This is a genomic window from Cupriavidus sp. 10L43_2 (assembly GCF_056395265.1).
This window is the reverse complement of record NZ_JBFTJE010000017.1, coordinates 64,921-77,425: the sequence shown is the minus strand read 5'-3', so window position 1 is coordinate 77,425 and position 12,505 is coordinate 64,921. Positions and strand designations below refer to the sequence as shown.

At 65.4% G+C, this 12,505-nt stretch carries 12 protein-coding genes; 6 read left to right on the top strand and 6 right to left on the bottom strand.

Features of this window, described 5'->3' with window-relative positions:
* Positions 1-20: 20 nt before the first annotated feature.
* A complete protein-coding gene (locus tag AC1DEL_RS21365; protein WP_092296632.1) occupies positions 21-1,385 on the bottom strand; it encodes an MFS transporter in 1,365 nt (454 codons plus the stop codon).
* Positions 1,386-1,812: 427 nt separating this feature from the next.
* On the opposite strand from AC1DEL_RS21365, the gene kdgD reads away from it, so the two are divergent.
* Together kdgD and AC1DEL_RS21355 are read left to right on the top strand one after the other, a co-directional pair.
* Complete coding sequence (gene kdgD / locus AC1DEL_RS21360; RefSeq protein WP_441593251.1) at positions 1,813-2,727, top strand: 5-dehydro-4-deoxyglucarate dehydratase; 915 nt, start codon at positions 1,813-1,815, stop codon at positions 2,725-2,727.
* Positions 2,728-3,095: 368 nt separating this feature from the next.
* The gene (locus AC1DEL_RS21355; RefSeq protein ID WP_477126193.1) at positions 3,096-4,085 is read left to right on the top strand and encodes an isopenicillin N synthase family dioxygenase; all 990 of its coding nucleotides are present in this window, start codon (positions 3,096-3,098) and stop codon (positions 4,083-4,085) included.
* A 99-nt stretch (positions 4,086-4,184) separates the two neighbouring features.
* Here the strand turns inward: AC1DEL_RS21355 and AC1DEL_RS21350 are convergent, their stop codons facing one another.
* Both AC1DEL_RS21350 and AC1DEL_RS21345 read right to left on the bottom strand, forming a co-directional pair.
* Positions 4,185-4,643 (bottom strand): HU family DNA-binding protein, encoded by a 459-nt coding sequence (locus AC1DEL_RS21350; protein WP_092296638.1) that lies wholly within the window; start codon positions 4,641-4,643, stop codon positions 4,185-4,187.
* Between the two features lie 297 nt (positions 4,644-4,940).
* On the bottom strand, positions 4,941-5,438 hold the full coding sequence (locus tag AC1DEL_RS21345; RefSeq protein ID WP_477113485.1) for an Mpo1 family 2-hydroxy fatty acid dioxygenase: 498 nt from the start codon (positions 5,436-5,438) through the stop codon (positions 4,941-4,943).
* 212 nt (positions 5,439-5,650) lie between these two features.
* On the opposite strand from AC1DEL_RS21345, the gene AC1DEL_RS21340 reads away from it, so the two are divergent.
* From AC1DEL_RS21340 to AC1DEL_RS21330, 3 genes are all read left to right on the top strand, one after another.
* Positions 5,651-6,550: an arylamine N-acetyltransferase family protein gene (locus AC1DEL_RS21340; RefSeq protein ID WP_477126192.1), complete on the top strand. Its 900-nt coding sequence runs from the start codon at positions 5,651-5,653 to the stop codon at positions 6,548-6,550.
* A gap of 194 nt (positions 6,551-6,744) precedes the next feature.
* Entirely contained in the window at positions 6,745-7,509 is a 765-nt protein-coding gene (locus AC1DEL_RS21335) for an SDR family oxidoreductase (RefSeq protein WP_092296647.1), read from the top strand.
* A gap of 90 nt (positions 7,510-7,599) precedes the next feature.
* Entirely contained in the window at positions 7,600-9,360 is a 1,761-nt protein-coding gene (locus AC1DEL_RS21330; RefSeq protein WP_441593258.1) for a class I adenylate-forming enzyme family protein, read from the top strand.
* Between the two features lie 20 nt (positions 9,361-9,380).
* Here the strand turns inward: AC1DEL_RS21330 and AC1DEL_RS21325 are convergent, their stop codons facing one another.
* The 3 genes from AC1DEL_RS21325 to AC1DEL_RS21315 form a co-directional block, all read right to left on the bottom strand.
* Entirely contained in the window at positions 9,381-9,857 is a 477-nt protein-coding gene (locus AC1DEL_RS21325) for a CreA family protein (protein WP_369823485.1), read from the bottom strand.
* A gap of 2 nt (positions 9,858-9,859) precedes the next feature.
* Positions 9,860-10,345, bottom strand: coding sequence for an acyl-CoA thioesterase (locus AC1DEL_RS21320; protein WP_092296653.1), 486 nt, complete (start codon positions 10,343-10,345; stop codon positions 9,860-9,862).
* A 148-nt stretch (positions 10,346-10,493) separates the two neighbouring features.
* On the bottom strand, positions 10,494-10,775 hold the full coding sequence (locus AC1DEL_RS21315; protein ID WP_008651272.1) for an HU family DNA-binding protein: 282 nt from the start codon (positions 10,773-10,775) through the stop codon (positions 10,494-10,496).
* Positions 10,776-11,283: 508 nt separating this feature from the next.
* On the opposite strand from AC1DEL_RS21315, the gene AC1DEL_RS21310 reads away from it, so the two are divergent.
* Complete coding sequence (locus AC1DEL_RS21310) at positions 11,284-12,486, top strand: ammonium transporter (RefSeq protein WP_441593334.1); 1,203 nt, start codon at positions 11,284-11,286, stop codon at positions 12,484-12,486.
* Positions 12,487-12,505 lie beyond the last annotated feature (19 nt).

Here is a 12,505-nt window from a genome sequence, read left to right as displayed (position 1 = left end):
GTCCTTGTCTTCTCTCTATATCAGGCGTGCTTCAGTTCCACGCGCCGGATGTCCTTCACGATCACCAGGTAGCTCACCACGGTGACCAGGGCGTTGATGCCCACGAAAACCAGCGCGCCGTTGAACGAGCCCGTGACGCTGAGGATATAGCCGATCACGATCGGCGTCACGATGCCGGCGATATTGCCAAAGGTGTTGAAAATGCTGCCGGCGAGGCCCATGACCTCCTTGGGCGCCGTATCGGCCACCACAGCCCAGCCCAGCGCGCCAATGCCCTTGCCGAAGAAGGCCAGCGCCATGATGCCGACCACCAGCCACTCGGCATCCACGTAGTTGCAGGCAATCATCGACACGGACAGCAGCATGCCGACCACGATGGGCAGCTTGCGCGCGAAGGTCAGCGAGTAGCCCTTGCGCAGCAGGCTGTCGGAGATCACCCCGCCCAGCACCCCGCCCAGGAAGCCGCAGATAGCCGGCAGCGAGGCCACGAAGCCCGCCTTCAGGATCGACATGCCGCGCGCCTGCACCAGGTACACCGGGAACCACGTCAGGAAGAAGTACGTCAGCACGTTGATGCAGTACTGGCCGAGGTACACGCCAGCCAGCATGCGGTTGGAGAGCAGTTGCTTGGCGTAGAACCAGCCCGCCGGTGCCTTTTCCTTGGCCTGGCCGGCGCCTTCGTTCATATGGATCAGCCCGCCGCCCTGCTCGATATAGTCGAGTTCGGCGCGGTTCACGGCCGGGTGCGTGGCTGGGCTGCGCATGATCTTGAGCCATACCAGCGCCAGCGCCATGCCCATCAGGCCCATCCACAGGTAGACGTGGTGCCAGCCCCAGCTATGGACGACCCAGGCCATCAGCGGCGTGAAGACCACGGCGGCGAAGTACTGGGCGGCGTTGAAGATGGCCGATGCCGTGCCACGCTCGGCGGTGGGGAACCAGCTGGCGACCACCTTGGCGTTGGCCGGGAAAGCCGGCGATTCGGCCAGGCCCACGGCAAAGCGCAGCGCGAACAGTACGGTCATGACCGAGCCGATGGTGGCGAACACGCCCAGCCAGCCCTGCAGCAGCGTGAAGAACGACCAGACGAAGATGCTGGCCGCGTAGATGCGGCGTGCGCCGAAGCGGTCGAGCAGCCAGCCGCCTGGAATCTGCGCCATCACATAGGCCCAGCTGAAGGCGGAGAAGATATAGCCCATCTGCACGGCGCTGAAGCCGAACTCCTCGCGCATCGCGGGGCCGGTGATCGACAGCGTGGCCCGGTCGGCGTAGTTGACCGTGGTCACAATGAAGATGAGCAGGAGAATCCAGTAGCGGACGTTGGTGCGGCGCGCGCCTTCGACAGAAGTCGCGGCGGCGGTGCTGGAAGTGGGGCTTGCGTTCATCGGGGTCTCCTCACAGCCGGGGACCGGGTGCAGAATGCGTGGGAACCGGCTTGTGATATGTCGTCGTACGACTGCGATTATAGGGACGCGGTTCCGTCAGACACAGTGCGCGTTTACCCTGAACGGTGCAAATCGCCCTGCTTTCGGGCATCGGGCCCGATGGCCTTCCTTTCAATCTGCTTGCGGCCTGGCGGGCGATCGGCCGGTCTGGGCGATGTGACGCCCCCCTCGTCTGCCCACCCCCGGTGCGGGCAAAAATGCCGGGGTTTTCCCTCGGTCGTGCCCTTAGCCCTTGCACCGTCAAGTTGTTAGTTGTACGATGACTTATCTCGAATCCACTCAGCAGTTGGGTGCGAGGTCATCGAACGGGCCTTGCCCCATTAACAAACCACACCATTTTCGCCATGTGGCGATCAGGATGAGCGACATGACTACACCGCAAGAACTCAAGCAGATTATTTCGGACGGCCTGCTTTCGTTCCCCGTGACCGACTTTGACGAACAGGGCAATTTCCGCCCGTCGACCTATATCGAACGCCTGGAATGGCTGGCCCCGTACGGCGCCTCGGCCCTGTTCGCAGCCGGCGGCACGGGCGAGTTCTTCTCGCTGACGCAGCAGGACTATTCGAACGTGATCCGCACCGCGGTGGAAACCTGCCGTGGCAAGGTACCCATCCTGGCCGGCGCCGGCGGCCCGACCCGCGTGGCCATCGAATACGCCAAGGAAGCCGAGCGCCTGGGCGCGCACGGCATCCTGCTGATGCCGCATTACCTGACCGAAGCCAGCGAAGAAGGCATCGCCAACCACATTGAAGAGGTCTGCAAGGCCACCAAGTGCGGCGTGATCGTCTACAACCGCGCCAACTCGCGCATCGGCGCCGACCTGCTGGAACGCGTGGTCGACCGCTGCCCGAACCTGATCGGCTTCAAGGACGGCGTGGGCGAGATCGAGGCAATGGTGCGCGTGCGCCGCAAGCTCGGCGACCGCCTGGCCTACCTGGGCGGCCTGCCCACCGCCGAGGTCTACGCCGCTGCCTACAAGGCGCTGGGCGTGCCGGTGTACTCGTCGGCCGTGTTCAACTTCATCCCGAAGACGGCGATGGACTTCTACCGCGCCATCGCGGCGGACGACCACGCTACCGTGGGTCGCCTGATCGACGACTTCTTCCTGCCSTACCTGGACATCCGYAACCGCAAGCACGGCTACGCGGTGTCGATCGTCAAGGCCGGCGCCAAGCTGGTTGGCCACGATGCCGGCCCGGTGCGCGCACCGCTGACGGACCTGAACGAAGAGGAAATGGGCAAGCTGGACGCCCTGATCCGCAAGCTGGGACCGCAGTAAGCGGTCATGTGGTGCCCTCCCCGCTGCGGGAGGAAAGAACTGAACGCCGGCCTTTGCGCCGGCGTTTTTTTTGGGCGCGCCGCACCATCCTGCGGCATGGCGTGCGCCACCCCGGCGCAAATCGGCCCGGAACTGGGTCAAAACCGGGTCGTGCCGGCTGGCCCGAAACCTGCAATCTCACCCCCCGAAGAGTAGAAGCGTTCAACCGCCCACCCCCGGTGCGCGGCAGGAAATTGCTCTTGACGTCCGTGCCCCGCCCTTGCGCGACTGGCACCGGGGCTCAAGAGATCGTCCGCAGGTCAGATCCCCCGGCAGTCATCGCGCGAAAGGCAGGGCCGCACCCAACCTTTCCTGACTCCGGAACGATCATGACCAGCACCGCCTCCCTCCACGAACTGGCCCGCGAATCCCGCATGGGCGCGCAAGGCCACGAGACCAGCGCGCGCGAGATCCGCCGCATCGACCTCTCCGACTACCCCCGCCGCAAGGCCGAGATCGCCGACGAACTCTGGCATGCGGCCGTGGACGTCGGCTTCTTCCAGGTTGCGAACCACGGCATCGACCTCGCCGCCGTGCGCGAAGCCTTCGCCATGACCGAACGCTTCTTCGCGCTGCCGGAGGCCGTGAAGGGCCTGTATCCGCTGCAGAAGGCCAACAACGCCGGCTGGGAGTCCCGCGCGCAGGTACGGCCGTCCACGGGCACGCCGGACCAGAAGGAGTCCTACCAGATCACGCGCCCGCACATGGCGCCGCTATGGCCCACTGAGGCGGAGCTGGCCGGCTTCCAGGCCACCATGCTGGCCTTCGAGCGCCAGTGCTGGGAGGTGGGCATGAAGCTCCTGTCCTGCTTCGCCGACAAGCTCGGCTTCGATCCGGAATTCTTCACGCGCGCCCACGACCCGGCCGCGCCGGACTACCAGAGCACGCTGCGGCTGCTGCACTACTACGCGATTCCGCCCGAGGCGCAGGACAAACTCGAACTCTGGCGTGCCGGTGCCCATACGGATTTCGACTGCCTGACGCTGCTGTTCCAGCGCCAGGGCCAGGGCGGCCTGCAGGTCTGTCCGGGCAAGGAGATGGAGGCGCAGGCGTGGACGCCCATCGCCCCGGACGAGGACGTCATCACGTGCAATATCGGGGACATGCTGATGCGCTGGAGCGATGACCGCCTGCCGTCCAACTTCCACCGCGTACGCAACCCCGCGCCGGGCGAGTACATGGGCCCGCGCTACAGCCTGGCGTTCTTCTGCCAGGCCAACCGCGAGGCGACGATCGAGGGCCCTGCGCGGCTGTACCCAGCCATCTCGGCGGGCGATTTCCTGCGCCAGCGCGTGGCGGCCAATTTCAAGGCGTACTGACCCGCCCTCGCCGCCCTCGCCGCCCGGGCATCCGGGCAACAAAAAACCCCACGCGCCGGAGCGGGTGGGGTTTTCAGGACTACCAAAGATGCGTGGCGATCAGGCCGCGGCGTCCTTCAGCTTCTTCAGCGGACGGACCTTGACCTTGACGCTGGCCGGCTTGGCCGGGAACCAACGCTCTTCACCCGTGAACGGGTCCTTGCCAAAGCGCTTCTTCTTGGCCGGCACTTGCTGTGCGGTCACCTTCAGCAGGCCCGGCAGCGTGAATTCGCCGGCGCCCTTCTTGTTCAGCGCGCTGACGATGGTGTTTTCCAGATGGGCCAGCACCGACTTCACGGCCTTGGCTTCCAGCTGGGTCTGAGCTACCAGGTGAGCGACCAGGCTCGACTTGTTGAAGGTGTCCTTCAGCGGCTTCGGGGCCGGAGCAGCGGCGGGAGCAGCCTTCTTGGCCGGAGCGGCCTTCTTGGCGGCAGCCTTCACGGGTGCCTTGGTTGCCGGTGCCTTCTTGGCAGCGGGCTTGGTTGCAGTCTTCGTGGTCGGTTTCGCTTTGGTCGCCATATCGATATACGTGAGTTGAAGAATGTGTCCCGGCGTATCGCTGCGTATCGCTGCGTCTCACCGCAGTGGCACGTTGCGAATCACGGGTGCCGGTACGCACTGAATCATAGCGGAAAGTACCGCAAGTCAAGGGGTTTTCGTACATGAGGCACGTCAAACCCAGTGAAAACCCCGGGTTTTGTCGCTGCTTTGCGTCAGCAACGGGCTCGCGAGCGGGCCTTGCGCACGCGTAAAGGGGGTACGTCCCCCCACTTTGGCGTGCGCGGCGTGTGCCCGAAGATCTGGAATCTGACCCGATCAGTGCACGTGCGCGGCCATCGCGTCGTGCGTTTCGCGGGCAAGGCCCATCGCGAACGCGGTCTCCGCCACCAGGAAGAGCGGGCCGATCAGCAGCCCGACGAGGTCATCGACGAACGCCGGCTTGCGCCCCTCGTAGTAGTGCCCGACGAACTGGATGATCCATCCCACCACGAACAGGCCGATGCCGGAAGCGAGCCAGGCCGCCGTCGGCAGCGCGGCAATCCATGCCCCAACCCATAGGAATACGGCCAGAATGACCGCCATGGCGAGGCCGAAGGCGAACGACAGCCGCAGGTAGAACAGGCACGAGAGCGCGTAGACGACCATGGCCGGGGTGAGGAACGCCGCCCCCTCGCCGAGCGGCAGGGCGGGCCGGCCGAGCAGCGTGGTCACGGCCAGCACGATCATCGGGATGCCGACGAAATGGGTGACGATGTTGCGGCGATCGCGGTGATAGGCCGCGTAATGCGACAGATGCTCGATCAGGGTTTTCACGGGGCGTCTCCTGTGAGAGGGCCCGGCTGAGGATGACCCTGTCATGCGTGGGGCATCGGTGCCGGTGGCGTTGTGGACTTATAGTAGTGGGCGCGCCGGCCTCGGTCTACCCCACCGCTGACGAAGCGGATTCCGTCGGCGCAGCCTGGCATTCTCGCCAAACCAACCGCCACCCGGGCCGCTATCGGACCCCCACGGAGACAGCGAACCCCATGCTTCCCGTCGATGAAATTTCCCCGCTCTCGCCCGATCAGCTACCGGCGTGGCTGGCGCGGATCGGCCTCGATGCCGCGCCAGCCAGCCCCGACCTCCCCGCGCTGGACGCGCTGATCGCAGCCCAGCTCGCCCATCTCCCGTTCGAGAACCTGAATCCGCTCACGGGCCGACCCGTGCGGATCGACGTGCCGGACGTGTTCGAAAAACTCGTCACCCAGGGGCGCGGCGGCTACTGCTTCGAGCTCAATACCCTGTTCTGCGCCGGGCTCAAGGCGCTCGGCTATACCGTGGTGCCCCTGGCCGCGCGCGTGCGCTGGCGGCTGCCGGCGGACCATCCGCCCACCGGGCTCTCCCACATGCTGCTGCGCGTCGAGGTGGCCCACGAGAGCTATCTGGCCGACGTGGGCTTCGGCGGGACCACACTCGACCGCGCGCTACCGCTGTCCTTGCCGGTCGACCCTGACGTGCCGTTCCGGCTGACGCCCACACCGGCGGCGCAGTTGGCCAGCACCGCGTTCCACGCCTACGACCTCGAATTCCGGTCCGATGACGGCACCGGCGCGGACGACTGGCGCGTGATGTACCGCTTCGACCTGACCCCGCAGCCGAAGATCGATTACGTGGCGCGCAACTGGTACGTGTCGACCCATCCAGACAGCCAGTTCACACAGACGCTGATGGTGGCGCGGGTGGTGGACGGGGTGCGCCTGGCGCTTCGCAACGGCCAGTTCGCCGCGCGCGCCGCCGACGGCAGCGTCCAGAAGCAGGAACTGGACGACGCCGAGGCCGTCATCGACCTGATCATCCACCGCTTCGGCATCCCCCTGGACGCGCCGCTGCGCGGTGCGCTGGCCGCCACCCTGCCGCGCGTGCTCGCCGCCGACAAGGAGGCATGAGGGGCATATAAGGGGCAGAGCGTTCCACGCTGCGGCACGCGTCATGCATCGCGTGAATTGCCCGCAGAAAGTTTGCTGATACCACCCCCGGCGTGGCGGTTTGCGGGTGGACTGAGGGGGGCGGCGTCCCCATAATGTCCCGGCACCTCATATATCCAGCGACGGCAAGACCGCCGCGATCCTCAGGAGACACCATGTCATTGTTCGATCTGTCGGGCAAGGTTGCCATCATCACCGGTTCGTCGCGCGGCATCGGCCGCGCCATCGCCGAGCAGATGGCCGTGCAAGGCGCCAAGGTGGTCATTTCGTCGCGCAAGGCCGAAGCCTGCGCCGAAGTGGTGGACGCCATCAACGCGCGCCACGGCGCCGGTACCGCCATCGCCGTGCCGGCCAATATCTCGTCGAAGGAAGACCTCCAGCACCTGGTGGACGAGACCAACCGCACCTTCGGCAAGGTGGACGTCCTGGTCTGCAACGCCGCCTCGAACCCGTACTACGGGCCGATGAGCGGCGTGACGGACGACCAGTTCCGCAAGGTGCTGGACAACAATGTCATCTCCAACCACTGGCTGATCCAGATGGTGGCGCCGCAGATGATCGAACGCCGCGAGGGCTCAATCATCATCGTGTCGTCGATTGGCGGCCTGCGCGGCTCCCCGACGATTGGCGTCTACAACGTCTCCAAGGCGGCCGATTTCCAGCTCGCGCGCAACCTGGCCGTGGAGTTCGGGCCGCATAACGTGCGCGTGAACTGCATCGCCCCCGGCCTGATCAAGACCGATTTCGCGCGCGCGCTGTGGGAAGATCCCGAGCGTTACAAGCAATCGACCCAGGGCGCCCCGCTGCGCCGCATCGGCGAGCCGGTCGAGATTGCCGGCGCCGCCTGCTTCCTGGCCTCGGCCGCCAGCACCTTCATGACCGGCCAGGCGATGGTCGTGGACGGCGGCGTCACGATCTGACCCCACCCCCTCCCGGGCGGCGGTGGCTCCGGCCCCTGCCGCCCTTCGCGTTTCTGCACGTCCACCTGCAATGCAGCCCCGGAGGCAGTCATGTCGCAACATCCTCAGCAAACCGCCGCGTGGCCGGTGATGTCCCTCGCCGAAGCCCACGCCCGCCTGACCGCGCCCGGCGCGCCCTTCGAAACCGAGACGCGCGTGATCCGTGGCATTCCCACGACTGTCTGGAAAAACGCCCCGCCCACGCTACGCGACCTGTTCCTGGTGGCCGCCGGCTGGGGCGAGAAGACCTTCGTCGTCTATGAGGACGAGCGCGTCAGCTACCGCGCGTTCGCACTGGCCGCCACGGCGCTGGCGCACCAGCTGATCCGGGACGGCGTACGCAAGGGCGACCGCGTTGCCGTGGCCATGCGCAACCTGCCCGAATGGCCGGTGGCGTTCTTTGGCGCGCTGCTGGCGGGCGCCATCGTCACGCCGCTCAATGCATGGTGGACGGGCGCCGAACTCGAATACGGGCTGGCCGATTCGGGCAGCCGGATCGCCATCGTCGATAACGAGCGGCTCGGCCGCATCCTCGAGCACCTGCCGGCCTGCCCGGCGCTGGAGCGCGTCTATGTGTCGCGACTGCCTGAGAGCGGCGACTTTTCCCAAATCACGGGCGACGCCCATATCGCTACGCTCGAATCGGTGATCGGCCCGTCGTCGGCCTGGAACGGCCTGCCCTCGCAATCGTTGCCGGCCATCCCGCTGGACCCGGACGAGGACGCGACGATCTTCTACACCTCGGGCACTACCGGCAAGCCGAAGGGCGCCGTGGGCTCGCACCGCAACGCCACCTCCGTGGCCGTGGCGGCCCAGTTCAGCCCGCTGCGCAACCTGCTGCGGCGCGGCGAGCCGGTGCCCGAGCCGGATCCGAACGCCCCGCAGAAGGCGGCGCTGCTGGCGGTACCGTTCTTCCATGTCACGGGCTGCATGTCAGTGCTCAATGGCGCACTCGCGACGGGCGGCAAAATCGTGCTGCTGCATCGCTGGGACACGCTCCAGGCCATGGCGCTGATCGAGCGCGAACGCTGCACGGGGGCCGGCGGCGTGCCGACCATCGCCTGGCAGATCATCGAGCATCCCCGGCGCGGCGACTTCGATCTGTCATCGCTGGAGAACATGAACTATGGCGGCGCACCGGCCTCGCCGGAACTGGTGCGGCGCATCAAGGAAGTGTTTCCACACGCGGCTCCCGGCATTGGCTGGGGCATGACGGAGACCTCGGCCACCTTCACCAGCCACAGCGCGGAAGAGTACGTGTTCCGGCCAGACAGCAGCGGCCCGGCCCTGCCCATCGGCGAGATGAAGATCGACGATGGCTTCGGGCGCGCGCTGCCCTTGGGGGAGACCGGCGAGCTGATGGTGCGCGGCGCGAACGTGGTGCACGGCTACTGGAACAAGGCCGAGGCGACGGCCAAGACCTTCGTCGATGGCTGGCTGCACACTGGCGACATCGCCCGGCTGGATGCGGACGGCTTCCTCTATATCGTCGACCGGATGAAGGACATGCTGATCCGCGGCGGCGAGAACATCTACTGCATCGAGGTGGAAAGCGCGCTGTACGCCCATCCGGCCATCATGGATGCGGCGCTGGTCGGCATCCCGCACCGCACGCTGGGCGAGGAGCCCGGTGCGGTGGTGAGCCTGAAGCCGGGCATGGCTGCCACGGAAGCGGAGTTGCAGGATTTCGTGCGGCAGCAGCTGGCGGCGTTCAAGGTGCCAGTGCGGATTATCGTCAGCGGGGAGATGCTGCCGCGCAATCCCAATGGGAAGATTCTGAAATCGAATCTGCGCAAGCTGTTTGAAGCCTGAGGTTGCTGAGGGGCTGAGGCTTACTTGACGGGGATCGGTGTCCCGGCCGGCACCGGTACCGCCGTCACCGCGTTCTGCGGGCTGCCGCTGACGATGCGGTCGGAGTAGGTCAGATAGACCAGCGTGTTGCGCTTGCGGTCCACCGCACGCACCACGTGCAGGGTCTTGAACAGGATCGACATCCGCTCGGAAAACACGTCTTCCTGCGCCTTGACCGGGCCCTTGAAGGTGATGGGGCCCACCTGGCGGCAGGCAATCGACGCTTCCGGCGGGTCTTCGGCCATGCCGAGCGAGCCCTTGATGCCGCCCGTGCGCGCCCGCGAGACGTAGCAGGTGATGCCGTCCACCTGCGGATCGTCATAGGCTTCGATCACCACCTTGTCGGAGCCGGTGACGCGGAAATTCGTGCTGACGCTGCCGATTTCCTCGGCCTGCGTGATGCCGGAGAGCGCCCACAGGCCGGCGACGGCCATCATTCCGATGCGGATGTTCGCCATGGTCAGTCCGCCGAACCCTTGATCTCGTCGTGCCGGCGCTCCATTTCCTGGCGCAGCGCGCGGCGCTGCTGGGCGGCGGCAAAGCGCTGGCGCTCCACCTCGTCACGCGGTTGCAGCGGCGGCACCTCGGCTGGCGCGCCGTTGTCGTCCACGGCCACCATCGTGAAGTAGCAGCTATTGGTATGCCGTACCACCTTGCTGCGAATATTCTCAGTCACCACCTTGATGCCGATTTCCATCGAGCTGCGGCCGGTGTAGTTCACGGCAGACAGGAAGGTGACGAGTTCGCCCACGTGGATCGGCTGGCGGAACATCACCTGGTCCACTGACAGCGTGACCACATAGCGGCCGGCGTAGCGGCTGGCGCAGGCGTAGGCCACCATGTCCAGGTACTTCAGGATGGTGCCCCCGTGCACGTTGCCGGAGAAGTTGGCCATGTCCGGCGTCATCAGCACGGTCATGGAAAGCTGGTGGGACAGATCGTTCATCGCAGAAAATCCAGAAATCGAGCCTGAGGCGCGGGCAGTGTAACCCGACGAGGCGCGCCAATGGGCAAATCCGCGCGTGGACATCATGGCCCAAAAAGAAAAGCGGCCCCGAAGGCCGCTTTCCTTACTTTCAAGAACGCGAACTTGCTTACTTCTTCTTGTTCACGGCGTCCTTGAAACCCTGGCCGGCGGAAAACTTCACCGTCTTGGCGGCCGGGATCTTGATCGTTTCGCCGGTGCGCGGATTGCGGCCGGTACGGGCAGCACGCTTGCCCGAGCTGAAGCTACCAAACCCCACCAGGGTGACCGAGTCCCCCTTGGCCACTGCCTTTTTGATACTGTCCAGCGCGGCGTTCAGCGCGCGCTCGGCGGCGGCGTTGCTGAGTTCTGCTTCCGCGGCGATGGCCGATACCAGTTCACCTTTATTCATGGCTAGATTTCCCTTGTTGGTCGTCGTCACCGGACATCTGCCTGCCGGCAAATTACCGATCGGCGCAGTCTAATCTGCCCTTTGCGCCTTGGGCAATCCCCAGTGGCACCGAAGCAACGAAAACGGCCGGAAAACGTTCTCTGGCAAGACTTAGCGGGGGTTTTACCCCTCTTTTCCCCAAATGGAATCGTCACTTTTTCAGCCCGACACGTATCGTGCGGCGCACATGCACGGGGCCGCGCTTCGTCGGCCTCCCCCCGGGCGAGGACGCACCATTCTGGATCGCACCGCGCGCGCTATACGCCCGCTTTTGGCGCATGGCGATCCATAATGAGGCGTGGCTCGTACGGCGGCGCAGCCGCTGCGCGCAATAGTTGATCCGACAACTCGCCCGGAAACGCCACACCAGTGCGCCACGCACCGCCTCGGCGCTATTTTCCCCATTTTGCATCGCTGTCTGGAACGGATTTTGCATACTCGTGCTCCCATTTTGAGCATTGAGGTAGCAATGGAAAACTGGAAAACGGGCGCCGATGCGATGTTCATCCTGCTCGGCGCCATCCTGGTACTCGCCATGCACGCGGGATTTGCATTCCTGGAACTCGGCACGGTGCGCAAGAAAAACCAGGTGAATGCACTGGTGAAAATCCTTGTTGATTTTGCCGTTTCCACGATTGCTTACTTTTTTGTCGGTTATACGGTGGCGTACGGGGTGCAATTCATGTCCGGTGCCGAAGTCCTGGCACAAAAGAGCGGATATGAACTGGTGAAATTCTTCTTCCTCGCCACATTTGCGGCGGCCATTCCGGCGATTATTTCGGGAGGCATTGCGGAGCGCTCGCGATTCAATCCGCAACTGGTCGCCACATTCATCCTGGTCGGTTTTGTCTACCCGTTCTTCGAAGGCATCGCCTGGAACAACCGCTTCGGCATCCAGGACTGGATCGCCTCGGTTGCGGGCTCGCCGTTTCACGATTTCGCAGGCTCGGTCGTCGTGCATGCCGTGGGCGGCTGGATCGCCCTGCCCGCCGTGTTGCTGCTGGGCGCCCGGCGCGGCCGGTACTCGAAGGACGGCCGCATCAGCGCGCATCCGCCCTCGAACATCCCCTTCCTGGCGCTCGGCGCCTGGGTGCTGGCGGTGGGCTGGTTCGGCTTCAATGTGATGAGCGCCCAGACCGTGGACAAGATCAGCGGCCTGGTGGCCATCAATTCGCTGATGGCGATGGCCGGCGGCACGCTGGCGGCGTGGTGGGCCGGCCGCAACGACCCCGGCTTCGCCTACAACGGCCCGCTGGCCGGGCTGGTGGCCGTGTGCGCCGGCTCGGACCTCATGCATCCGCTCGGCGCGCTGATCACCGGCGCGGTGGCCGGCGTGCTGTTCGTCTATTTGTTTACGCTGGCCCAGAACAAGTGGCATATCGATGACGTGCTGGGCGTCTGGCCGCTGCACGGCTTGTGCGGCGCCTGGGGCGGCATCGCGGCGGGCATCTTCGGCACCCATGCGCTCGGCGGCATGGGCGGGGTGTCGCTGGTCGCGCAGCTGATCGGCACGGCGCTCGGCATCGTCATCGCGCTGGTGGGCGGCACGGTAGTCTACGGTGCACTGAAGAAATTCGTCGGAATACGACTGGATGCCGAAGCCGAGTTCAATGGCGCGGACCTGACCCTGCACCGCATTTCGGCCACCCCGGAGCGCGAGACCAACTGGTAATCCACCCTTGTTGGGACTG

Excerpts from the sequence above, each read along its gene's own strand:
- AC1DEL_RS21335 (WP_092296647.1), top strand. The coding sequence starts at position 6,745 with ATGTCATTGTTCGATCTGTCGGGCAAGGTTGCCATCATCACCGGTTCG.
- AC1DEL_RS21365 (WP_092296632.1), bottom strand. The coding sequence starts at position 1,385 with ATGAACGCAAGCCCCACTTCCAGCACCGCCGCCGCGACTTCTGTCGAA.
- AC1DEL_RS21310 (WP_441593334.1), top strand. The coding sequence starts at position 11,284 with ATGGAAAACTGGAAAACGGGCGCCGATGCGATGTTCATCCTGCTCGGC.
- AC1DEL_RS21355 (WP_477126193.1), top strand. The coding sequence starts at position 3,096 with ATGACCAGCACCGCCTCCCTCCACGAACTGGCCCGCGAATCCCGCATG.
- AC1DEL_RS21320 (WP_092296653.1), bottom strand. The coding sequence starts at position 10,345 with ATGAACGATCTGTCCCACCAGCTTTCCATGACCGTGCTGATGACGCCG.
- AC1DEL_RS21315 (WP_008651272.1), bottom strand. The coding sequence starts at position 10,775 with ATGAATAAAGGTGAACTGGTATCGGCCATCGCCGCGGAAGCAGAACTC.
- AC1DEL_RS21350 (WP_092296638.1), bottom strand. The coding sequence starts at position 4,643 with ATGGCGACCAAAGCGAAACCGACCACGAAGACTGCAACCAAGCCCGCT.
- AC1DEL_RS21340 (WP_477126192.1), top strand. The coding sequence starts at position 5,651 with ATGCTTCCCGTCGATGAAATTTCCCCGCTCTCGCCCGATCAGCTACCG.
- AC1DEL_RS21325 (WP_369823485.1), bottom strand. The coding sequence starts at position 9,857 with ATGGCGAACATCCGCATCGGAATGATGGCCGTCGCCGGCCTGTGGGCG.
- AC1DEL_RS21330 (WP_441593258.1), top strand. The coding sequence starts at position 7,600 with ATGTCGCAACATCCTCAGCAAACCGCCGCGTGGCCGGTGATGTCCCTC.